18 protein-coding genes and 2 pseudogenes are annotated in these 23,793 nt (G+C 35.1%); 11 read left to right on the forward strand and 9 right to left on the reverse strand.

Going from position 1 to position 23,793, the window contains the following annotated elements; all coding sequences use genetic code 11:
• Window positions 1-371: 371 nt before the first annotated feature.
• Complete coding sequence (locus ACLHDF_RS07465; RefSeq protein WP_413918282.1) at window positions 372-494, forward strand: hypothetical protein; 123 nt, start codon at window positions 372-374, stop codon at window positions 492-494.
• Between the two features lie 553 nt (window positions 495-1,047).
• Here the strand turns inward: ACLHDF_RS07465 and ACLHDF_RS07470 are convergent.
• From ACLHDF_RS07470 to ACLHDF_RS07480, 3 genes and pseudogenes are all read right to left on the reverse strand, one after another.
• Window positions 1,048-1,327 (reverse strand): annotated as a pseudogene (locus tag ACLHDF_RS07470) (substrate-binding domain-containing protein).
• Complete coding sequence (locus ACLHDF_RS07475) at window positions 1,311-2,042, reverse strand: LacI family DNA-binding transcriptional regulator (protein WP_413918283.1); 732 nt, start codon at window positions 2,040-2,042, stop codon at window positions 1,311-1,313. The pseudogene ACLHDF_RS07470 and the gene ACLHDF_RS07475 overlap by 17 nt, the downstream one beginning before the upstream one ends.
• A gap of 207 nt (window positions 2,043-2,249) precedes the next feature.
• Entirely contained in the window at window positions 2,250-3,014 is a 765-nt protein-coding gene (locus ACLHDF_RS07480) for a DeoR/GlpR family DNA-binding transcription regulator (protein ID WP_413918284.1), read from the reverse strand.
• 322 nt (window positions 3,015-3,336) lie between these two features.
• On the opposite strand from ACLHDF_RS07480, the gene mmsA reads away from it, so the two are divergent.
• The 8 genes and pseudogenes from mmsA to ACLHDF_RS07520 all read left to right on the forward strand — a co-directional run bounded on the left by mmsA (window position 3,337) and on the right by ACLHDF_RS07520 (window position 12,303).
• Window positions 3,337-4,800 carry a CoA-acylating methylmalonate-semialdehyde dehydrogenase gene (gene mmsA / locus ACLHDF_RS07485; RefSeq protein WP_413918893.1) on the forward strand — a complete coding sequence of 488 codons (1,464 nt, stop codon included), beginning with the start codon at window positions 3,337-3,339 and terminating at the stop codon, window positions 4,798-4,800.
• A 90-nt stretch (window positions 4,801-4,890) separates the two neighbouring features.
• Complete coding sequence (iolB, locus tag ACLHDF_RS07490; RefSeq protein WP_413918285.1) at window positions 4,891-5,709, forward strand: 5-deoxy-glucuronate isomerase; 819 nt, start codon at window positions 4,891-4,893, stop codon at window positions 5,707-5,709.
• 21 nt (window positions 5,710-5,730) lie between these two features.
• The gene (gene iolC, locus ACLHDF_RS07495; RefSeq protein ID WP_413918286.1) at window positions 5,731-6,729 is read left to right on the forward strand and encodes a 5-dehydro-2-deoxygluconokinase; all 999 of its coding nucleotides are present in this window, start codon (window positions 5,731-5,733) and stop codon (window positions 6,727-6,729) included.
• A gap of 15 nt (window positions 6,730-6,744) precedes the next feature.
• Window positions 6,745-8,644: pseudogene (gene iolD, locus ACLHDF_RS07500) on the forward strand (3D-(3,5/4)-trihydroxycyclohexane-1,2-dione acylhydrolase (decyclizing)).
• Window positions 8,645-8,702: 58 nt separating this feature from the next.
• A complete protein-coding gene (gene fba / locus ACLHDF_RS07505) occupies window positions 8,703-9,542 on the forward strand; it encodes a class II fructose-1,6-bisphosphate aldolase (RefSeq protein ID WP_413918894.1) in 840 nt (279 codons plus the stop codon).
• A gap of 471 nt (window positions 9,543-10,013) precedes the next feature.
• Window positions 10,014-10,454: a DUF1641 domain-containing protein gene (locus ACLHDF_RS07510; protein ID WP_413918287.1), complete on the forward strand. Its 441-nt coding sequence runs from the start codon at window positions 10,014-10,016 to the stop codon at window positions 10,452-10,454.
• A 36-nt stretch (window positions 10,455-10,490) separates the two neighbouring features.
• Window positions 10,491-11,669: an NAD(P)/FAD-dependent oxidoreductase gene (locus ACLHDF_RS07515; RefSeq protein WP_413918288.1), complete on the forward strand. Its 1,179-nt coding sequence runs from the start codon at window positions 10,491-10,493 to the stop codon at window positions 11,667-11,669.
• A 118-nt stretch (window positions 11,670-11,787) separates the two neighbouring features.
• Complete coding sequence (locus ACLHDF_RS07520; protein ID WP_413918289.1) at window positions 11,788-12,303, forward strand: hypothetical protein; 516 nt, start codon at window positions 11,788-11,790, stop codon at window positions 12,301-12,303.
• Window positions 12,304-12,933: 630 nt separating this feature from the next.
• Here ACLHDF_RS07520 and ACLHDF_RS07525 read toward each other — a convergent pair.
• A complete protein-coding gene (locus ACLHDF_RS07525) occupies window positions 12,934-13,818 on the reverse strand; it encodes an NAD(P)H-dependent flavin oxidoreductase (RefSeq protein ID WP_413918895.1) in 885 nt (294 codons plus the stop codon).
• 186 nt (window positions 13,819-14,004) lie between these two features.
• Between ACLHDF_RS07525 and ACLHDF_RS07530 the strand changes: the two genes are divergently transcribed.
• Together ACLHDF_RS07530 and ACLHDF_RS07535 are read left to right on the forward strand one after the other, a co-directional pair.
• On the forward strand, window positions 14,005-14,361 hold the full coding sequence (locus ACLHDF_RS07530) for a winged helix-turn-helix transcriptional regulator (protein WP_413918290.1): 357 nt from the start codon (window positions 14,005-14,007) through the stop codon (window positions 14,359-14,361).
• Window positions 14,362-14,898: 537 nt separating this feature from the next.
• Window positions 14,899-15,612, forward strand: a complete 714-nt coding sequence (locus tag ACLHDF_RS07535) for a DUF421 domain-containing protein (RefSeq protein ID WP_413918291.1) — start codon at window positions 14,899-14,901, stop codon at window positions 15,610-15,612.
• Between the two features lie 181 nt (window positions 15,613-15,793).
• Here the strand turns inward: ACLHDF_RS07535 and ACLHDF_RS07540 are convergent, their stop codons facing one another.
• From ACLHDF_RS07540 to gucD, 5 genes are all read right to left on the reverse strand, one after another.
• Window positions 15,794-16,069: a hypothetical protein gene (locus ACLHDF_RS07540; RefSeq protein ID WP_413918292.1), complete on the reverse strand. Its 276-nt coding sequence runs from the start codon at window positions 16,067-16,069 to the stop codon at window positions 15,794-15,796.
• Between the two features lie 611 nt (window positions 16,070-16,680).
• Window positions 16,681-18,012, reverse strand: a complete 1,332-nt coding sequence (locus ACLHDF_RS07545) for a hypothetical protein (protein ID WP_413918293.1) — start codon at window positions 18,010-18,012, stop codon at window positions 16,681-16,683.
• Window positions 18,013-19,005: 993 nt separating this feature from the next.
• Window positions 19,006-20,379: a glucarate dehydratase gene (gene gudD, locus ACLHDF_RS07550; protein WP_413918294.1), complete on the reverse strand. Its 1,374-nt coding sequence runs from the start codon at window positions 20,377-20,379 to the stop codon at window positions 19,006-19,008.
• A 113-nt stretch (window positions 20,380-20,492) separates the two neighbouring features.
• Window positions 20,493-21,863 carry an MFS transporter gene (locus tag ACLHDF_RS07555; RefSeq protein ID WP_413918295.1) on the reverse strand — a complete coding sequence of 457 codons (1,371 nt, stop codon included), beginning with the start codon at window positions 21,861-21,863 and terminating at the stop codon, window positions 20,493-20,495.
• Window positions 21,864-22,311: 448 nt separating this feature from the next.
• On the reverse strand, window positions 22,312-23,778 hold the full coding sequence (gene gucD, locus ACLHDF_RS07560) for an alpha-ketoglutaric semialdehyde dehydrogenase GucD (RefSeq protein ID WP_413918296.1): 1,467 nt from the start codon (window positions 23,776-23,778) through the stop codon (window positions 22,312-22,314).
• Between the last annotated feature and the right edge of the window lie 15 nt (window positions 23,779-23,793).

The raw sequence follows: 23,793 nt of genomic DNA on the forward strand, positions 1-23,793 counted from the left end.
GCGTACACTTCAATTGGTTCAGTACCTGGGTTCAAATAAAGTAATGCATCAAAGTCATGAATTAAAGTTTCTAGAAAGATTGTCCACTCTGGAATCGGAGTCGGATCGCCGGAAAGTCCTGGATCACGAGTTAGTGATCTTAATAATTGTGGAGTTCCAATTCTTCCTTCGACAATATCATCGTGAGAGCTCTAAAACTTGAAACAAAACGGCGATTAAAACCAACTTGTAATGGAACATTTGCTTCTTGAGCTGCTGCAATAGCTTTATCAGCTTCCTAAAGTTACTGCCATTGGCTTTTCACAAAAAAACTGCTTTCCCTTCATTAGTAGCAGCTACAACAAGTTCTGCATGTGAACGTGCAGGCTGCAATGATTACCGCATCAACATTTGGATCCTTAAACATTTCTTTTGGATTCTGGTCACCGTTTTGGAAGCTCCAAGTTCTGACGCCAATCTCTGCTGCTCCTGAAATGGATCAGCAATTGCAGTAAGCTTAGCTCCATGAATTTTGTGAGCAATAGATTTCCCATGAAAACTTCCCATACCGTCCTGCCCCAACAAGTCCAATTCTAATTTCTTTCATCTTTCTTCCTCCTTAAAACAAATATTAATTCGCTCATTCTTATTAAGAGCTTTTTACAACATTTTTTGTAGCGCTTTCATACACTTGTGTAATTAAGCCATCCTTTTATTCATCATAAGTCGACTAAAAGGAAAACACTTTCCTTACAATTGAAGAAATAACAAGCGAAAATTACTTATTTCACTTGATGTAAACATATAAACAAAGTAATTATCTAATTTTTTAACAAAATTAAAGGAAAGTTCTTTCCTTAATGAAGAGTTTATCTTTAATTTTTTTATTGTCAATAATGTTTTAAAAATTTAAATAAATAATAAATATCATTCTCTTTTTTTAAAATAGCTATATTAACTTTTGAATAAATAAAGTTTATAGGCTGTATACTGTATAGTTAATTAAGAAAATAAGGTAATGTTATTGGCATTTTTACCTTGTCTTTAAAGTTTAATTATATCTTTTATTCAAATATGCGAGGTAGATTTTCGAACTACTAATCTTGGAGATAAAACTACACGCTGTTTAGTTTCTTTTGGGTTTTCAATCTCTGCTACTAGTAGCTCTACAACTTTTTCACTCATTTCTTGAATAGGCTGAGCTATGGTAGTTAAAGGAGGATCACAAAATTGTAGACAAAACAGTGTTATCGAATCCAATAATTGATAACTCCTCTGGAACTTTCACTGCAAGTTCACGTGCACCTTGTATTGCTCCAATTGCAAGAAATTCAGTTGAAGCGAAGATAGCTGTAGGGAGAAACTGAAGTTAAAAGTTCACGTGTGGATTGGTTTCCTTCATCAACCGAGGTGTTATTCGAAAACACTAGACTTTCGTCGTATTCCAACCCTGCTTCTTCAAGCGCTTTCTTATATCCCTCAACCCTTGCTTGTATAGTAGGAAAATTAATATCTTCAGTAATGATTGCAACCTTCTCATGACCTAGACTTATTAGATGCTCTGTAGCCTGATAGCCTCCTAGAAAATCATCCACTAAAACTGCATCCACAGCTAGTGATGATACATCCCTTGAAAGTAAGGTAACGGGGATCTCTGCTTTAAGTAATTCTTTTATTGCTTTATTTTCTTTTAACCCCGTAGCAATTATCACACCATCTACATATTTTTGTTTTAGTATAGAAATATATTCTATTTCATTTTTTAAATCATTATCTGTACTACAAATCATTAGACTAAAGCCATATTTTTTTACATGATTCTCAATCCCTCTTGCGATTTCTGCCATAAAAGGATTTGCGATATTAGGTATTAGAAGCCCGATAGTTTGAATACGCTTTTTGACTGAAGCTACCACGCTAGGTTGATAATTTAGTTCACGCATTGTTTCCCTAACTCTTTTTCTAGTCTTTTCTGCAATACTACCTGTATTATTCAGTACCTTTGAAACAGTTGAAATTGATACACCTGCCTCATTTGCTACGTCGTATATTGTTGGTTTCATTTTTCCTCCTCTTTCCTCATAACAGCTTATACATCTATTCTAACCTATTTTAATTCTAGATAGAATGGTTCAATTCCGGTGTAAAGATTACTTTCATTCGAAAATAAGTGTTAAAACTCCTGAACGAACTCGTTTTAAGTAACTGTTCCAAATTATGAGCAAATAAAAAGGCTCATTCTCGCTAATAACAAGAAAGAGCCTCTTCACTTATTCAGCTATAATCAACTCAATGTGATTATCTTTTGCATAATCATAATAAGCCTCACTAGGCTTTTTATTAGTAACTAGATAATGAATTTCATTTAATTCACAATAAGTCATTAATCCGTATTTATCGAATTTAGTATTATCGACCAACAAAAATACTTCTCCGCATCTTTTAACAATAGATGTTTTTAATTCACTCTCCAGTGGTGAAGCGTTTGTTACACCATTGGAGATGGATACTCCTGTTGATGCCATAAATGCTTTGTTAATGTTGTACGAATTTAAAATATTCATGTATTTCATGGTTCCGAATGAATTTGTTTTTCTTTCAAGAATCCCTCCGATAGTTATTATATTTAAGTTTTCATACGGAAGTGCATTTACAATAAAATCAATATTATTTGTGACAACCGTGATCTGTTTGTTACTGAGAAATTCAATTATTTCAATTGTTGTTGTTCCTGAGTCAATGAAGATAATATCTCCATCTTGTATATAACTTGAAGCTACTCTTCCTATCCTCTTCTTTTCGTCTTGATTACGGACTTGTCTAGTTTGAAAAGACTCTAACCTTGTACGTTTATCCTGCTTAACAGTTATACCACCATATACTTTTTGAAAGTCTCCTCTGTCAACTAGTTCCTGTATGTCACGTCGAACTGTATTTTTGGAAACTTGAAATACCTCCGTTAACTCTTCTAAAGAAACCGATGAGTGTTCAATAATATATTCTTCAATTTTATTTATACGTTTATCCTTAATCATTTTTTATCACCCTTTGCATTAAAATAGCTTCTAAAATCAATAAAAACAACAATGGTTTATATGATTATATTTTACCAACAAATCATCAAAACTTCACCAAAATTATAAAAAATGAAAAATTAAAGGTTGACTGAAGTGATTTATAGTATTAGTATTTAATCTAACTTAACCAAAATATAACCAAGATATTATAAAAAGATGACAAAAAATCGATATATTTTTAGGTTTTCTTTATGAGTATGATTTAACCTAGTATCTTGAAAATACTGAAACATCTATTTATTTAATTACAATTAAGGAGGAAAAATAAATGTCTAAAGTAATGGTAAAAGTAGAAAAAATAAAAAACTACATAAACGGTGAATGGGTAGAAAGTAAAACTACTCAATACGAAGATGTATATAATCCAGCCACAAAAGAAGTAATTGCTCAAGTTCCAATCTCTACAAAAGAAGAAGTTGATTATGCAGTAGAAGTTGCGGCAAAAACATTTGAAAAATGGAAAGATGTCCCGGTTCAAAAACGTGCAAGAATTTTATTTAACTTCCAACAGCTATTACAAAGTAATAAAAATGAATTAGCTCGAATCATTACAATCGAAAACGGAAAGAATCTTGCTGAAGCATTAGGTGAAGTAGGGCGTGGAATTGAGAATGTTGAATTTGCTGCAGGATCTCCTACTCTAATGATGGGCGACTCAATTCCAACGATTGCAACGGATGTAGAAATCACAAACTACCGTTACCCAATCGGCGTAGTCGGTGGAATCACACCATTTAACTTCCCGATGATGGTACCTTGTTGGATGTTCCCAATGGCAATTTCAGTAGGTAACACTTTTGTACTTAAACCATCTGAAAGAACACCATTGTTAGCTCAAAAATTAGCAGAATTATTTGAAGAAGCTGGCCTTCCAAAAGGCGTATTTAACATTGTACATGGTGCACATGATGTGGTAAATGGACTTCTAGATCATCCAGAAGTGAAAGCCATTTCATTTGTTGGCTCTCAACCAGTTGGTGAATATGTTTATAAACGTGGAAGTGAAAACTTAAAACGTGTACAAGCCTTAACAGGTGCAAAAAACCATTCTATTGTTTTAAATGATGCAGATTTAGAACTTGCTGTATCAAACGTAGTGGCATCTGCATTTGGATCTGCAGGTGAACGTTGCATGGCGTGTTCTGTTGTAACAGTAGAAGAAGGTATCGCAGATGCATTCCTTGAAAAGTTAGTGGAAAAAGCTAAAGGCGTAAAAATTGGTAATGGTTTAGACGAGGGCGTGTTCCTAGGCCCGGTTATTAGAGAGCAAAACCAACAACGTACATTAGGCTATATCCAAAAAGGAATTGAAGAAGGAGCAAAATTAGTTTGTGATGGCCGTGATAATACGCCAGAAGGCGGATATTTTGTAGGCCCAACTATTTTTGATGGCGTTACGACAGACATGAACATTTGGAAAGATGAAATTTTTGCTCCAGTATTATCTATCGTACGTGTTAAGAACTTAAAAGAAGCAGTGGTAACAGCAAATAAATCAGAATTTGCAAATGGCGCATGCATTTATACATCAAATGCTTCATCTATTCGCTATTTCCGTGAAAAAATTGATGCAGGTATGTTAGGTGTCAACCTAGGGGTTCCAGCACCAATGGCATTCTTCCCATTCTCTGGTTGGAAATCTTCATTCTATGGAACATTACCTGCAAACGGTAAAGATAGCGTTGAATTCTATACGCGTAAAAAAGTAGTAACAGCAAATTATAAAGCACCATCCTTTGAATAAAAAATAGTAAATTGGCTATTATCCTAGGTATCCTAAGCTGGGATAATAGCCATTCATAAATAACTAAACGATATAGGAGTTGAAAAGTAAATGAGTAAATTACTCCGAAAACCCAATCCAGTTGAAACATCACCAGGAGTCAAAGTAGTTCATGAAGTAACAAGTGAGAATTCATCATTAGAGTATGTAGGAATGAAAATTGTAGATTTAGACCCAGGAGCTATCTATAAAGAAGAACTAGAAAAAGTAGAATGTTGTATTGTTGCTTTGACAGGAAAAATTAATGTAACAGATCAAGAGGAAACGTTTGAAAGTATCGGCACTAGAGAAAGCGTTTTCGAAAAGAAACCAACGGATAGTGTATATGTTTCAAATGATCGAACATTTACGGTTGAAGCCGTTACAAAAGCACGTGTTATTCTTTGCTATTCCCCATCTACGAAACAATTGCCTACAAGACTCATAAAAGCAGAGGATAATAGTGTTGAGAATAGAGGAAAGTACAATAATAAACGTTTGGTACATAATATCTTACCGGATTCCGATCCCTCTGCAAATAGTTTATTAGTGGTAGAAGTATTCACAGAGAGTGGTAATTGGTCTAGCTACCCTCCTCATAAACATGACCAAGATAACTTACCTCATGAATCATTTTTAGAAGAAACGTACTACCATGAAATGAATCCTAGACAAGGTTTTGTTTTTCAACGTGTGTATACAGATGACCGTTCACTTGATGAAACGATGGCAGTGGAAAATGGGGATGTTGTGTTAGTTCCTGTAGGGTATCATCCTGTATCAGTGCCAGATGGATACGAATCTTACTATTTAAATATTATGGCGGGACCTACACGAACTTGGAAGTTTCACAACGAACCAGCTCATGAATGGATTTTAGAACGAAAATAAATAATGAGGAGATTTGGCAATATGAAGATTGAATTTAACTCAGAAAAAGAATTTGATATTATCGCAATTGGTCGTGCATGCATCGATTTAAACGCAGTCGAATATAACCGTCCTATGGAAGAAACCATGACGTTTAAGAAATATGTTGGAGGTTCACCAGCTAACATTGCGATTGGAACGTCTAAATTAGGTCTAAAAGCAGGATTTATTGGCAAATTATCAGATGATCAGCATGGACGTTTTATTGAACAATATATGAGAGAAATTGGAGTAGATACTTCTCATATGGTAGTGGATCAGGAAGGACATAAGTCTGGATTAGCTTTTACCGAGATTAAAAGTCCAGAAGAATGCAGCATCTTAATGTACCGTGATGAAGTAGCAGACCTTTTCTTAACAGCATCCGAAGTTAGTGAAGAGTATATTAAGAAAGCAAAGATTCTTCTTGTATCAGGTACAGCCTTAGCGAAGAGCCCTTCGCGGGAAGCCGTATTAAAAGCTGTACATTTAGCGAAAAAAAATGATGTGAAAATTGTTTTTGAATTAGATCACCGTCCATATACATGGGCTTCACCTGATGAAACATCAGCTTACTATACGTTAGTCGCCGAGCAAGCAAATGTTGTGGTAGGTACACGCGATGAGTTTGATGTGATGGAAAATAGTAAAGATGGTAGTAATGACGATACTGTAAATCATCTATTTAACCATTCTCCAGAGTTAATCGTTATTAAACATGGCGTTGAGGGATCGTACGCTTATACAAAGTCAAGAGAGGTATTTAGAGGTCAAGCGTACTTAACAAAGGTACTAAAAACATTTGGTGCAGGTGACTCTTACGCCTCTGCCTTCTTATATGCACTCATTAAAGGAAAAGATATTGAGACGGCACTAAAATATGGAAGTGCTTCTGCAGCCATTGTTGTAAGTAAACATAGTTCTTCTGAGGCAATGCCTACGGTAGAAGAAATCGAGAAATTAATTGCTGAATATTCAAAAGAAACAGTTACAACTAAGTAAGAGGTGATAATATCCATGGGGAAAATTAGGTTAACAACAGCACAAGCCCTCGTTAAATTTTTAAATCAACAATATATCCATGTTGACGGTGAAGAGTTTCCGTTTGTTGAAGGCATTTTTAATATATTCGGGCATGGGAATGTATTAGGTATAGGCCAGGCACTTGAACAAGAATCAGGTCATTCAAGGAAAGAATGAACAAGGGATGGCACAGGCGGCCATTGCTTACAGTAAACAAATGTTACGCCGGAAAATTTACGCTGTAACAACTTCTGTTGGTCCGGGATCAGCTAACTTAGCAGCAGCTGCTGGTACAGCTTTAGCTAACAATATCCCCGTGCTGTTTATTCCAGGCGATACATTTGCAACAAGACAGCCTGATCCAGTTTTACAACAATTTGAACAGGAATATAGCTTGGCAGTTACAACAAATGACGCCTTAAAACCTGTTTCAAGATACTGGGATCGTGTAACACGCCCTGAACAATTAATGTCTAGCTTAATTCGTGCATTTGAAGTGATGACAGATCCCGGAAAAGCTGGCCCTGCTACAGTTTGTATTGCACAAGATGTTGAAGGTGAAGCATTTGACTATGATGAAAAATTCTTTGAGAAGCGTGTGCATTATTTAGATCGCAAAGCACCTGTAGAACGCGAGCTGAATGGTGCAGCTGAGTTAATTAAATCAAGTAAAAAACCAGTTATTCTTGTTGGTGGAGGAGCAAAATATTCAGGTGCTCGCGATATCTTAATTACTCTAGCAGAGAAACATAATATCCCATTAGTCGAAACACAAGCTGGTAAGGCTACAGTAGAGTCTAGTTTTAAGAATAACCTAGGCGGAATGGGAATTACGGGTACACTAGCAGCTAATAAAGCAGCACGTCAAGCAGATTTGATTATTGGAATTGGCACTAGATATACGGATTTTGCTACTTCATCCAAAACTGCCTTTAATTTTGATCAAACAAAATTCTTAAACATTAACGTTAGTCGTTTACAGGCATACAAAATGGATGCCTTCCAAGTTGTTGCAGATGCAAAACTAACATTAGAACAATTGGCACCTCTTTTAGACGGCTATGAAAGTAAGTTTGGTCAAACTATTACTGAATTGAAGAATGAATGGATAACTGAACGTGATCGTTTAAGTAAAGTAACCTTTACACGTGAGAATTTTGATCCAGAAGTTAAAAATCATTTTTCACAAGATGTTTTGAATGAGTACGCTGATACCTTAAATACTGAATTGGCTCAAACAACAGCTCTACTTACCGTTAATGATACGATTGCACCAGATAGTACAATCATTACTGCAGCAGGATCTCTTCCTGGAGACGTACAGCGAATTTGGAATACGTCCGTACCAAATACGTACAACGTTGAATATGGTTATTCATGTATGGGATATGAGGTATCAGGTGCATTGGGAGTTAAATTGGCTGAACCAACAAAAGAAGTCTACTCACTTGTTGGAGATGGAAGTTTCTTAATGTTGCACTCAGAATTGATAACAGCTATTCAATATAGCCAAAAAATTAATATTATACTATTTGATAATTCTGGTTTTGGATGCATCAACAATTTACAAATGGATCATGGTAGTGGTAGCTATTTCTGCGAATTCAGAACCCATGATAACCAAATCTTAAATATTGACTATGCGAAAACAGCAGAAGGATATGGGGCAAAAACGTATCGTGTTAATACAATTGAACAATTAAAGGAAGCTTTAGAAGATGCTAAGAAACAAGAAGTTTCTACTTTAATTGATATTAAAGTACTACCGAAGACTATGACAGATGGCTATGACAGCTGGTGGAACGTAGGCGTGGCGGAAGTATCAAATAAAGAAAGTATTCAAAAAGCACACGAATTTAGACAACAAAAATTAGAGACGGCAAAACAATACTAATTAGCTAAATAAGAGAGGTGAGATAGAAGTGACGTTGGTACTAAAAGGTTTAGTTTCCATGAAAGAGATGCTTTTGAAAGGAAAAGAAGAAAAGTATGCGGTTGCGCAGATTAATATTAATAGTTTTCAATGGGCCGAAGCTATTTTAGAAGCAGCTCAAGAGGAACAATCTCCTATTATTGTAGCCTCTTCTGATAGACTTGTAGATTACCTAGGCGGATTTAAAACGATTGCAACAATGGTTAATAGGATTGTAGAAGACAAGAACATTACTGTACCAGTTGCCCTACATCTAGACCATGGAAGTAGCGTGGAACGATGTAAAGAAGCAATTGATGCAGGATATACTTCTGTCATGATTGATGGCTCACATCATCCAATTAATGAAAATATTGAAATGACCAAGCAGGTAACGGAGTATGCAAAACTTCATGGTGTTTCTGTTGAAGCTGAAGTTGGCACCGTTGGTGGTAATGAAGACGGCCTTATCGGTGGGATTCAATATGCTGACCCAGAGGAATGTGTGCGCATTGTTAATGAAACAGGAATTGATGCATTGGCGGCAGCCCTTGGCTCTGTTCACGGTCCATATCAAGGTGAGCCAAATCTAGGATTCGATGAAATGAAGAAGATTTCGGAATTAACAAATGTACCTCTTGTTTTACACGGTGGATCAGGCATCCCTGACTATCAAATTCAAAAGGCTATTGAACTGGGGCATTCCAAGATTAACGTGAATACAGAATGTTTGCAAGCGTGGACTAAAGCTATTCGAGAGGTTCTGCATAACGATGCAGCAACATTTGATGCACGTGCTATTCTTACCCCAGGTAAAGAAGCCGTTAAGCAAACAGTAAAAGCAAAGATTAGGGAATTCAAATCAAGTCATAAAGCTTAGTAAAAAGGAGATGTCTATCCCCTTCCCAAAGGCATCTCCTTTTCCCTTAAATTCTCTAATAGTATTAGGTGTTTATAAATTACATTAACAAACACTTTTCAAGTCGTTGATGTTATCGTAGTAAAATTGGGTAATTTTTATTCGTTTATTTTCATTACAAATAAAAAAATTGACACAAGTTATTATATGATACCAAACAAATAATGAAAAAATGACTTATTTTTAGTAGACATAAATGAAATCGATTTCATTTGAAGTTTTTTAATTATAAGTAACGAGAAAGAAATTCATTAAGATTCTTAATAACCCTCATCCTAATTACATCATGATTTATTCCAAATTAAAGATTTGATACTTGCAGGGTGAAGAATTCATGGTAACTAATATAGCCTTACGTATTTTGTTTTTAAAAAAAGCAGGAGTACTTCAAGTACTCCTACAAAAAAGAGATTATAGAAAAGGAGTCTTATTATGTCACAATCAGTTGTTATCCCCCCTTCTACAGATGAGAGGATTAAATCTACAGTATTAAGTGAAGAGCAAATGAACGCACTAAATCAATTATTAAATCCTGAAGTACAACAAAGACTTACTATTATTGTAGATAATTTACCGAAATTATCCGAAATAGTAACGTTACTTACAAACACTTATGATGTTGCACAATCATTATTAACTGACGATGTATTAAAAGAAGATCTACTTGGTGGGGTAAAAGAATTTATCGAGCCGGTAGAAGGAACAGTAAAAGGTCTTGCAGCTACTGCTATCGAGGCCAGCGGTCGTGCACAAGCAAATACTTCTAGCTCGATTGGCTTATTTGATTTATTACGTATGTTCAAAGATCCACAGACTCAAAAACTATTTCGTTTTGTGCAGGCGTATATAGACATTAAAAATCAAAAACAATAATAAATTTCATTAAAAAGGATAGGCGGAGGATCGACTATGTCAAAACATATTTTAATTTTAGGCGGCGGTTACGGTGGTTTGTTAACTGCAATGACAGCTCGCCAACACTTAAGTGCGGATGAAGCAAAAATTACAGTAGTGAACCGTTTTGCTACTCACCAAATCATTACAGAATTACACCGTCTAGCTGTAGGCGGCGTTTCTGAACAAGCGGTAGCTTTACCACTTGATAAACTACTTAAAAACTACAACGTTGATTTAAAAATTGCAACAGTAAAAGAAATCTCACCAGATCAACGTGAAGTATCTCTTGAAGATGGTACAAAATTAAGCTATGACTACCTTGTTACAGCTTTAGGTAGTGAAACGGCTTACTTCGGTATCCCTGGTTTAGAAGAGCACAGCTTCGTTCTTAAATCAGTAAATGATGCAAACCGTTTACGTGCACACGTAGAAGCTTGTATTGCTGAATACAGCAAAACAAAAAATAAAGCTGACGGTACAATCGTAGTTGGCGGCGGCGGATTAACAGGTATTGAACTTGTTGGTGAATACGCTGACTTAATGCCAAGCCTATGTCTAAAACACGGTATTGATCCAAAAGAAATTTCTCTATACTGTGTAGAAGCAGCTCCTACAGTTCTTCCAGGCTTCCCTGCTGAATTAGTAGAGCGCGCTCAATCAAGCTTAACAAAACGCGGCGTTACATTCGTTACGGGTACACCTGTAACAAAAATGGATGCTACAACTGTTGAACTTAAAGACGGCAGCAAAATTGAAACAAAAACAATGGTATGGACTGGCGGAGTTCAAGGTAACTCTGTAGTGGCTAACTCAGGTATCGAAGTAAACCGCGGTCGTGCACTTGTTAATGAATTCTTACAATCTACATCTCATAAAGATGTATTCCTTGCTGGTGACTCAGCAGTTGTAATGGGTCCAGAAGGTCGCCCTTACCCACCTACTGCTCAATTAGCTTGGCAAATGGGTGAAGTTGTAGGCGTGAACTTAGCAGTAGCTATTCGCGGCGGAGCAATGGAATCATTCGTTCCTGTCTTCTCTGGTACACTAGGAAGCCTTGGACGTAAAGATGCAATTGGTACCATCGGCGGAAACAAAACGCAATTAAAAGGTTTACCAGCGTCACTTATGAAAGAAGCAAGTAACGTTCGTTACTTATCTCATATCAAAGGATTATTTGCATTAGCTTATTAATTCGGAGAGACCTCATCTTTTAGTGAGGTCTCCCCTTCTTTAATATAGATTTTAAGAACAGTCTTCCAGGTTTATAAGGAAATTGGTGACTACTTAATAAAAAGAGAGGAACAATACCATGAATGTATTAGATGCAAGAGTAATTAATACGTATCGGGGTTTGGAAACCTATTTAGACTCAGAGGGAAATGTTACAGTAAGAAAAATTCAAATTCCTACTCAAAATCATCCATTTTATGAAATTCAGCTCGGGATAGAGTACTTTCTTTTGAGAAAAGGAAAGTATTATGACCGCCAAAGAAATTACTTTATTATTCAGATGAATCCTGATTTTACCTCTATTACATTAAAGGAGACCGAAACTGAGAGTTTGTTTTCAGTTAAAAGTGAAGATGAACGAGAAGCAACAAAAAAACTCATAGGAGAATGGTTTATTCAAAGTAATAGCTATAAACAATCTATACAGGAATCAATAGAAAAAATAAGAAAAGAAGATATATCTACAGAAGAAGATATTAATCAAAAACTAAAAACTATAAATTTCCTGAAAAAACTATCTTATTTAACATCAAGTGATATTCAAAATGCTCCTATCAAAAAACAAACACAAGTGCATATGGTCATGCCATTTTAAATCTAAAAAGAGAATAAACTTTAAAATTCCCTCTCATTCACTCAATTATGAATAAGATATTCTTAATAATTAATTTTATATAAAAATAACCTTAGAACAACCCATACCTACTATCAATAAATTTGTTTGTGAATTTAAAACTAAAATACTCGTCGAAAAACGCCTTACATCACTGAATACAAAACATCAAAAATAAAAATATGTATCTAAAATACAGAGAAACGTTCTCCGACGAAATTAACTTTTGTTTTGTGTATAACTACTCATTCGATGCAAATTTCAGCGATGTAGAAGCCTTTATTTTCTTATCAGTAAAAGAAGCATTTAAGAAATCTCTATCCTAAAGAATTTGTATATATAAGAATTATTCTGCTTAGAGTTACACAATCATATATTTATCAAACAGTAAACATATATTAGGGGTAGCGTCAGGAAAATGAGGATTTCCAACGTTAAGTAATACCCCTATTAAAAATCCCAATCTCTTAGTCTAATTCAGGGAGATTGGGGTTTATTTATTTCACTATCGACACTCGTTAGTTCAATGACAAATAGTTGTGTTAGGCTGGACCAACTTGTATGTTCTCACATTAATGAAATAACTAAAAACGGATTCCGAATGATTATTTATCATCCTGCGGCCATTATATCTTCCATCAGTTCATCTACAATTTCTTTGCAAGTTTTAATCTCTTTAATATGGTCGATCTCACTAGAAACAGTAACAATTCCCTCATCAAGCTTGCCTTTCAACAGCCCAAGTTTGAAGGCTTGTCCTCCAATTTCTGCACTACCTCCCTCAGAATTTAACTTCTTTGCCTGCAACGCTAACGTATGAGGTGTAGAACGCAAGAACGAACCATGAGAAGTATTAATGAGTATTAAATCTTCACTTCCATGTTTGATTATATCTTGCTTAGTCACTTCACTTGCTGGGAACTCTTTAGTTACGATAAATCTCGTGCCCAGGTAGACTCCTTCTGCACCTAAAGCAAATGCTTCATTAACCTTTCGCTTATCTACAATTCCTCCTGTTGCCATAACAGGTATACCTACTGCATCTACAATTAACGGTATGATCGACATTGTTCCAATTGGATTGCTTGGAGGCGCACCTCCTGCCTCAAAACCGGTTGCGACAATAATGTCAGCACCTGCGGCTTTTGCTCCTGAAACACTTGAGTTCGGCGATTCTCGGAAAATAACTGTAAATCCAAGTTCCTTCAACTTCTTAATACCTTGTTCATTAGGAAAGCCGACTGCAACAATAACTTTAACATTTTCCTCGATGCACACTTTTAAAATCTGATTAATGGTGGGATGATCCTCTTGACTATCCTCAACGAGGTGATAGTTAACACCGAATGGTTTGTTCGTAAGTTGCTTTGTTTTTTGGATTTCTTTTCTAAGACGTTCACCAATTTCCTCGGGGTCATCGGAAATTGTATTCTGGCCCGCATGTGGCCCAAGAGTTCCCATGCCTCCTGCATTTGTATCCTCTCCTCTATTAGTTATTTAATATTTCAGCCCTTCCATATTGGTAAGGAATTCCCATATTATTGCGCTAAAAGTTGTTTTGCCTCGATTGAATAAATTTAGTACATGAACTTGAATATAATCATTACTCGTATTTTTGAAGAGGGCAATAATAATTGCCGTAGTACATTTTTTTGTACTTAACCGTAGAAAGCAGGTGAAAAGATGTCGAGAATATGTAAGGATGGATTTGATAAAGAGTGTATAAAGGAACAAACAGAAGTATATGGCATTGCTTATACTCAAAATGTGCTTTCAGGACGCTGGAAGTATATTATCCTGTGGTTTTTAAAAGCAAAAGAACGTCGTTATAGCCAAATTAAAGCTTTTTTATGGGATATTTCACAAGGTTCTCTTACAAAACAGTTGAGAGAACTAGAAACAGATGGACTAATTAAATGGGAGGTTTTTCCAGAGGTGCCTCCACGTGTTGAATATTCCTTAACAACTAAAGGGCGTGAATTTATCCCAATACTTGATATGATGGAAAATTCCGGCAAAAAATTCGGGGGAGAAAACTGAGTAAAATAATAAAACGATATTTTTATTATTTGAACCTACGTCGTGAAGTGTTGTACTTAAATTAACGGGAGCATTTCTTCAAGAAGGAGAAGTGCTCATTTTCTAAAATTTATTGTAATATAAGGTTTGGTTAAATAAAGTTATTCTATCTAATTTAAAACGTTCTTTAAAAATAAATGTTTTAATTGACTCTACTTAGAAAAAAATAATCTTTTTCTTTTACCTGTGTTTCATAATTCTTTAAGTAAATACTAAAGTACTTCGTATATTATTTAAATTTTTACTATTTACTCTTAGTGACGACAAATACGCCCTTTTTCTACATGGCTTTAGAAAACCATTTCTCATTTTATTTTTAATATTAAATAATGCTCCATAAATCCATTATTTTTATAATCGTTCAATAAAGCAAAATTTACAAGTTACAAAAGCTTTCTATAAAAGTTTTTTTGTAACTTGTAAATTTTTTATTTATGTATGTTTTATGTATTTAATGTTAAGAAAAAGATAAGAAGAAAAATTAAAAGGAGCGAATAAATGGTTGGGATCTTCGAAGTCATAATTCGTACTATCATAGCATTTGTTTTACTTATATCTATTGCTCATCTACTTGGGAAACAAACTATTGCTCAAATGACTTATCATGATTTTATTGCTTCCATTACGATAGGATCTATTGCAGGAAACTTGACATTTAATACGTCAACACGTTTTAGTCATTTTATAATTGCATTAATCATTTTTAGTGCAATTATATTCCTTGCGACTTTAGTTTCATTGAAAAATAGAAATGCCAGGGCATTGCTTAATGGAGAACCAACTGTAGTTATTCAGGATGGAAAAATACTTGAAGAAAATATGAAGAAATTAAAATTTACAATGGATTCATTAAATCAAGCGTTAAGGAAAAAAGATATATTTGATATTGATGAAGTAGAATACGCGCTTATTGAAGCTGACGGACATTTATCAGTATTAAAAAAACCGCCCTATCGAAATTCAACTAAAAAAGACGTAGGAATAAAAATCCCCACGGCACCAGTTTTCCCTATTGAATTGATTATGGACGGTCAAATTATTGATAAAAATTTCGCCCAAAATCAATTAAAGAAAAGCTGGATATTTACAGAATTGGATCACCGAGGATTGGCTTTACCTGATGTATCGTATTGTGTAAAGGGAACAAATGGGCAACTGTACTTTGACTTATATAAAGACGAGATTACTTCTCCCATTGATACAGAGGCATAAATAATAAAATATAGGTACGCAATACAGGTCTCTTTAGTTAGCATACTTGTTCTTATAAGAAGGAAGAACTCCCCGAATTCAAAAAGTGAGTTCCGGGGTCTTTCTTCGCGTTTCCGATAAGGAACATTATGGTAACTAAAGTTGTATAGAGATCATTAAATATTGTCCATCTCTTTTGTATTTAATCACTATTTTGATCAAACATAGATACAGGAGAACCAGTAGAAGTATGTTCATTCACCCATTCGCGCGTTTTATCTGAAACAGCGGACCAGTTTGGAATTTTATCCCTGTGCTGTTGAATCCAATTCATGCAAAACTGAGGGTCAATGCTATGCTGTTCGCACTGTGATAAAAAGGCTTGGACAGTGGATTCATTGCAGTTTCCCCACGTTCCGCAAGTTGTGCGCCAAAAGCTTTCCATTGTCTCCTGCACAGATTGATTTTCATTTAACATATCAATTCCTCCTTGCTATATACTACCGGTACATAAACAGTATGTCCAAAGGAATTCCAAACATGTAGATGATTTAAAAACTCCTTGTAATTAATCCTTAGCTAAGAAAAATATGTCGTTTTTCTACAATATATAATAATTAACAATACTTTAACTAAAGTACGTTAATCATTACGTGTATATTTGAAGTGATTTAGTTAATATGAAATTTTACATAAGCGTGATTATGTTAACTAAAGATGTATAGGATATACAGTAAAAAAAGAAAACCACTGATTTTGATCAGTAGTTTTTCTCTCATATTCATTTGACTAAATCATTGAATTCTTGATGGGATTGAACTATGCTTCGTTTATTCTGTAGTTGGAAATTCGTGTTTTTTGTTTTGAACTTTACACGCCTAAATAAAATAAAAAGGTTGGAAATTATAGAATAAGATATAAGTGTATTTGTTCGATTTGCTAACAAGACAGCCAAAATAATATTAGCTGTCTTGTAACTTGTGTAGGTAACTACTTCAATTTATATTAGCATATATCCAAGGTATAGATTATTTGAAAACTAATCTAAGTTTTTATGTTGCAATCTTTCTCCGGCAGATAAACTATAGTTTATCCTATGAAAGAGATAACTACTATACCTAGAATAGCAACGATTGAAACATGTAAGCCATTTGATCGAAGACCAACTTCAATCCCTGAAATTCCTGCAAAACGACTCACCATTAAATTCAGTCCCGAGAAAGGACTTAGTGCAGTTGAAATAGACCATGTAAGTAAGAGAAGCATAGCCAAAGCTAAATTACTTATTCCTAAATCTTGAGCATTTAATTGCATAGCCAAGGCTCCTACAGCCGCAATTTGATGTATACCTATATATGTTACAGCAAGGACAATAATCATTATTGCTATAGCAAATAAGAGAAATGATTGATGGGCCAAACTTGTAAGTAATGTGCCAATTTGGTTAGCAATCTTAGTTCCCTTCATAGCATAACCAAGCAACCCAGCACTCATAAATAGCATAATCTCATTGTTCATCATAGGAACAGTACGATCTCGAAAGTCAACTAATTGAGAAATTATCTCCCTCCAAATTTTAGTTAATAATCCATATAGAAGTGGAACTATAACTGAAAATAGACACACAATAACTACCATAGACCAGTGGGTGATCCTTTCTACAATTAAACATGTAGCCATTAAAATTAACACAAATAATACAAGCTTTATTAGATGATTTCTTTGGCCTTTTTCTAGCTTTACTTCTTTGATGGAATCTTTACATAATGGATGACGACGCTCCCAGATATAAAATAACAAATTCCCTACAAGTAAGGAAAGAAGAGATAATCCGATTCCATATATAATATAATCATTAAATGGAACCTTAAGATAGTAAAGAACTAAAGATACAGATGCAAAATATGGTGACCACATTACAGATGTAGAAAATCCTACTAAATAACTTTTGGCTGACATTGCAGGAGGAAGTTTAAGGTCTTTAAGAAATTCATTAATAATTCTTACAGAACCTAAGTTTAGGATGGGACTCAATAAAAATAAGGTACTTGTGATTCCAGCATATAATTTTTTCGGCTGATATAGTAGATTACGTAGCAATAAGGCAACCGTTTCAAAATATCCTCCAAGCCTCAAGGGAAGTGAAAGAAGCGGGGCTAGAGTTATAAGGCAGAGTAATGGAAGAATTAATAAAATCCCTTTACTAATTCCGTCCAGCCCACTCCCTTTATTAAATTCAATAATAATTCCTATTCCCATCATCAAAATTCCAAGCGCTCGTGGAAAGGGGTCAGCATTCAATGCACTACCTATGAATGCTAATAATGATATACCTACAACCAAATATTGTAGCCAATGAGAAGGTACAAAGTATTGAATCAAAAATAATCCGCACATCGTTAAAATGAGATAACTTCGCATGTACTTACCCCTTCCTATCTAAAGCATAAAGAAAACCTTTCCTTATAAGTTTTGAGGAAAGGTTTAAATAATCTACAGATGTATAACGATTTTTACGCTTTATTAACCCTTCAAAAGTTGTTTTTTCCAACTTTATAAGAAAAGAAATACAAAATAATTTATTTTTCGGATAGAACTTATTCATTGATAAATTTATTTCTGACTTTATTATCAATACATTTTCCAGCCTATAACTTTTTTTATTAACATCTGCTCGAAAATTAGAACTTTGTAAATCATTTAAATAATTAGCTAGCCTAAGTATGGTTTGCTGATGCATGAGACTTAAAGCAATTAATGAATCTCTTTAATACTGGATAAATGAATGGAAAAATTTCTTTCCTGTTCATCTTTTAAATAGAGAGTTTGCTCAAAAGGATCAAGTTGACATACAAGTTCTTTAGATGTTTTTAAGGTCCCCTTTTGGTAATAAAATGACTTTGTGTTAATTGCTTTAAGAACACCAGCCTGTCTCCTCTCCTGTTTTCACATTTAGATAAAATATTAAAATAAGTAAGTGGCTATAAAAATTAAAAAATCTAAAATATAAACATTGTTTTTCCATAACTTTAATATTAGTAGCCTTATTTAATAACTGAGGAAAGAGCTTTAAAATGAGCCAACGATAAACTATCTTCTAATCTACATTATTTAAGTAAAACCTCTTATTCTTTAAGAGGTTTTACTTTATATTAATTAAACTCTATCCTCGCCTTGCATGTTATATTATCTAAAATGAAACATTAGTGAAAAATACTCCCACTTGTAATAGTAAAACTCCTCATGGGATTGGTTCTTTCATTACCTCTATCCCTTCAACATTGAACAAAGTATAAACATTGTTATTAATTGAATAAAACTGATTTTATATTACTTTCATCCATTACATAGTCCCTAATCTATAAAATGATTTGCCAGCTGTAGTTTGAATAGTCAGAAAATTACGATCTGTTCTTAGCGAACCAAGCATGGACGCTTATTATCAAATTTCCAATCTGAAATTAGATATTGCATAGCCATGGCATCATCACGTGCTCCCAACCCCTTTTGGTTATATAGCTGATGTGCTTTCTCAATTTGTTCCATATCAATCTCGATACCTAGCCCAGGTTTATCTGGAACCGTTACTAGACCTCCAACAATTTTGAATGGCTCTTTAGTTAAGCGTTGTCCATCCTGCCAGATCCAATGAGTATCAATAGCTGTAATTTTTCCAGGTGCCGCAGCAGCCACGTGTGTAAACATTGCCAAAGAAATGTCAAAATGATTATTGGAGTGAGATCCCCATGTAAGTCCCCAATCATTACACATTTGTGCGACACGTACTGATCCTTGCATTGTCCAGAAATGCGGATCTGCTAAAGGAATATCTACTGATTGAAGTTGAATGGCATGCCCCATTTGGCGCCAATCCGTCGCAATCATATTTGTAGCTGTAGGTAAACCTGTAGCTCGACGGAATTCAGCCATAACTTCTCGAGCAGAAAAACCATTTTCAGCTCCACAAGGATCTTCTGCATAGGCTAAAACATGATGTTGGTCACGGCATAATCTAATCGCTTCTTCTAATGACCAGCCTCCATTAGGATCCAAAGTAATTCTTGCTTCTGGAAAACGTTCAGCTAAAGCTGTCACAGCTTCAATTTCTTCTTCCCCGCGTAATACACCACCCTTTAACTTAAAATCATTAAAGCCATAACGTTTATGTGCTGCTTCAGCAAGTCGCACAATAGCCTCTGGAGTTAATGCTTCTTCATGGCGTAAGCGCATCCAATCATTTTCTGCACTAGGTTCACTCAGATAAGGAAGATCGGTCTTGTTACGATCACCTACATAGAACAAGTATCCTAGCATTTCGACTGCATCGCGTTGCTGGCCCTCCCCAAGTAGTGCTGCAACCGGTACATTGAGATATTTGCCTACTAAATCCAATAAAGCTGCCTCTAAAGCTGTCACAGCGTGAATTGTAGTACGTAAATCAAACGTTTGTAAACCACGACCTGAAGCATCTCTATCTGCAAATTGTCTACGTACATTATTTAAAATATTATTGTACTTTCCAATAGATTGGCCAATGACTAATTCTTTGGCATCCTCTAATGTTTGACGAATACGTTCGCCGCCTGGAACCTCCCCAACGCCTACATTACCCGTATTATCATTTAGAATGACAATATTACGAGTAAAATAAGGGGCATGAGCTCCACTCAGATTAAGCAACATGCTGTCATGTCCTGCCACTGGGATAACTTGCATGTCCGTAATAATTGGTGTCGATATTAAATTTCCCTTTGAAATCTTGTTATTTACTGTGATTTGATTATTCATTCGTATTCCTCCTCATCAAATTAACCTCTGAAATAGATCTTATGATGTAGTGTACTAATTACTATATTACACCTCTTGAACACTCTATAATTTCTTTATTAGGTAACTATAATCTATTTATAGTTTTTTAATTCCACCCTTTTAATCTCACCAACAAGGAATAAGTAACTACAGATTGCTACTAATGCATTAGCGCCTACAAAAACTAGTGCACCATTAAATGATCCAGTTTTAGCAATAATATATCCTATAATAATTGGTGTTGTAATTCCTGCGATATTACCAAACATGTTAAAAAGACCACCACTTAACCCCGCCATTTGCTTTGGAGAGGTATCTGCGACTACTGCCCAACCTAATGCACCAAATCCTTTACCGAAAAACGCTACAGCCATTACAAAGATGACAACCCACTCAGCTTCTACATAATTTGCAGCAACCAAACTCATAGACATAAGCATCCCAATGACAATTGGCGTTTTTCTTGCGAATGTTAGAGAATATCCTTTTCTTAATAAAAAATCTGAAAACATGCCGCCTAAAACTCCACCAGCAAACCCACAAATTGCAGGAAGTGAAGCAACAAATCCAACCTTAAGTATAGACATGCCGCGTTCTTGAACAAGGTAAACAGGGAACCACGTTAGAAAGAAATAAGTAAGTGTAGTAATACAATACTGTCCAAGATACACGCCTAGTAGCATACGATTTGATAATAGTTCTTTTACAGGTTTCCAATTTACTTTTTCTTTTTTTATTTTTTTCTCCTGTGACTGATCCATGTTTGTTAGGGCGCCACCTTGCTCAATATAATCGAGCTCAGCTTTATTAATACGAGGATGGTCTTTAGGAGCATAAATAGCCTTTAGCCATAAAAAGCTTAAACAAACCCCTAAGATCCCCATGAATAAGAAAACAGCATGCCAGCCATATTTGTACGTAATATATCCCATGATTGGTGCAAAAAGAACGGTTGCAAAGTACTGGGCAGAGTTAAAAGTTGCTGCTGCTGTTCCGCGTTCATTACTTGGAAACCAGGAAGCGACGATACGGCTATTTGCTGGAAATGAAGGTGCTTCGGATAATCCCACTAAAAACCGTAAAGCAAATAAAGTCATTACGGCTGTGCCGGCCGCACCAAAAACTCCAATGAATGCCTGTAAGAATGTAAACAGAGACCAAAGAAATATACTCCAAAAATAAACCTTCTTTGACCCAAATCGATCTAAAAGCCAACCACCCGGAATTTGACCAATTACATAGGCCCATCCAAAAGCTGAAAACACATAACCCATCATGACAGAATCCAATCCAAGTTCTTTAGACATAGAGTCTCCTGCAATTGAGAGCGTCGCTCGATCAGCATAGTTGAAGGCAGTAACCAAGAATAACATCATTACAATAAGCCAGCGAACTCGAGTTTTCTTTACTTCTTTTAACGGGCTAGGATTAGGGTTAGTGGCTAATGCTTTATTAGTGTTCATATGTACTCTCCCCTTAGATTAATTGGTATATTTATAAGAAGGGTTAGCTAATCCTAAATCAGTATAAATCTATTCTTAGCAGGTTTTTCTGAGGTGTGAGAGAACTTTTTAAATTGAATGTCTTTCTAAGAAAACTATTATTTGGTTAATAAAAATATAGAGACTTTAAAACATATAAAACTAAATCAAATCAGAATTCAACTCTAATAGAAACAGAGACTCATAAATTGAAATGTAAATTGTTTTAAAATCGCTATAGATAAATTTAGAAAAAATTAATGACATCGCTTACAAATGTCATCACACACTTTATGGATTTCAATAATTTATTGTCTATAGGTAAGTGTATTATTGCAAATTATTATTCAGGATTAACTTTTTAACACCCTATATTTTAAGTAAGGAGGTATTCATTAGTTGAATACCTCTTTACCTACATTCTTTTCTATTATCCTTTGACAAAGACGGTTTTAATAGAAGTAAAGAACTCTTTTGCTGCTTCACCTTGTTCACGAGAGTGGGAGCTTGATTGTTTCATACCACCAAATGGAGCCTGAAGCTCAACTCCAGCGCTTTCCGCATTAATACGAACAAGACCCGCATCCATTTCATTAATAAATGAAAGCATATGTCCAATATTAGTGGTGAAGATAGAAGCGCTTAATCCATATTGGACATCGTTTGCTACTTCTAATCCTTCTTTTATTGAATCTACTTTAATTAGGGCAATAAATGGACCAAAAACTTCTTCTTGGGCAATTGCCATATTAGATGTTACATTCTCAAAGATGGTAGGTTGAATATAGAATCCGTTCTCATATTCGCTTCCTTTTGGTTGTTCCCCTCCGAATACAAGGTTTGCTCCTTCATCTAATCCTTTTTGAACATAAGTAAGGACAGTCTGCAGTTGATTTTTATTCGCACATGGCCCCATCCAAATTCCTTCTTTTAAGCCATCACCTATTGTAATTTCTTCTGTTTTTGCTAATAATTTTTCTTTAAAAACATCATAAACATCGCTTTGAATAATCACTCGACTAGTAGCCGTACACTTTTGACCTGTAGAACGGAATGCCCCAGCAATTGTTGCTTCTACGGCAAGATCGAGATCAGCATCGGCAGCTACGATAACAGGATTTTTCCCTCCCATTTCCAGTTGGTATTTTGCGCCCCGTTTCAAAGCAGATTGTCCAATTTGCTTTCCAATATTATTAGAACCAGTAAAAGTAATCCCGTTAATATCAGGGTGGTCCGCAATTCCCTGTCCAATAATTGAACCAGATCCTGTTACAATATTAATTACACCAGCAGGTAAACCTGCTTCTTCAAAACATTCAACTATCTTAGCACATGTGACTGCAGTATCTGTAGCTGGCTTAATTACTACAGTATTTCCATAAATTAATGCAGGAGCTACCTTCCAAATCGGTATAGCAATTGGAAAGTTCCATGGGGTAATAACCCCAACTACGCCTAATGGAGTTCTTGTTGTAAACATAAGAGCATCCTGGTCTGTAGATGGAATAACATCTCCGACCTTTCTCATGCCCTCGCCAGCATAGTAACGAAGAATAGCAATTCCTCGTGAAGTTTCGCCTTTTGTTTCTGCTAAAGTTTTCCCCATTTCGCGCGTTGCACATTCTGCGATTTCATTAAGTCGTTTTTCCATGACGTTTGCTACGTTATAGAGATACTGTCCGCGTTCAGCTCCAGATAATTTTTTCCACTGAATTTGTGCTTTTTTTGCAGATGCTACAGCAGAATCTAAATCTTCTTTTGTTGAATTTTGCACGTAACCTACAATATCATTTGTTTTTGCTGGATTAATACTTTTGATAACATCTCCTGAAGAAGATTCTACCCATTGACCTCCAATAAAATTTGAATATACATTATTTTTGGTGCTTAAAGTCATACTTATCCTCCTTAT

This window comes from Priestia megaterium, assembly GCF_046599315.1.
Taxonomy (GTDB): domain Bacteria; phylum Bacillota; class Bacilli; order Bacillales; family Bacillaceae_H; genus Priestia; species Priestia megaterium_F.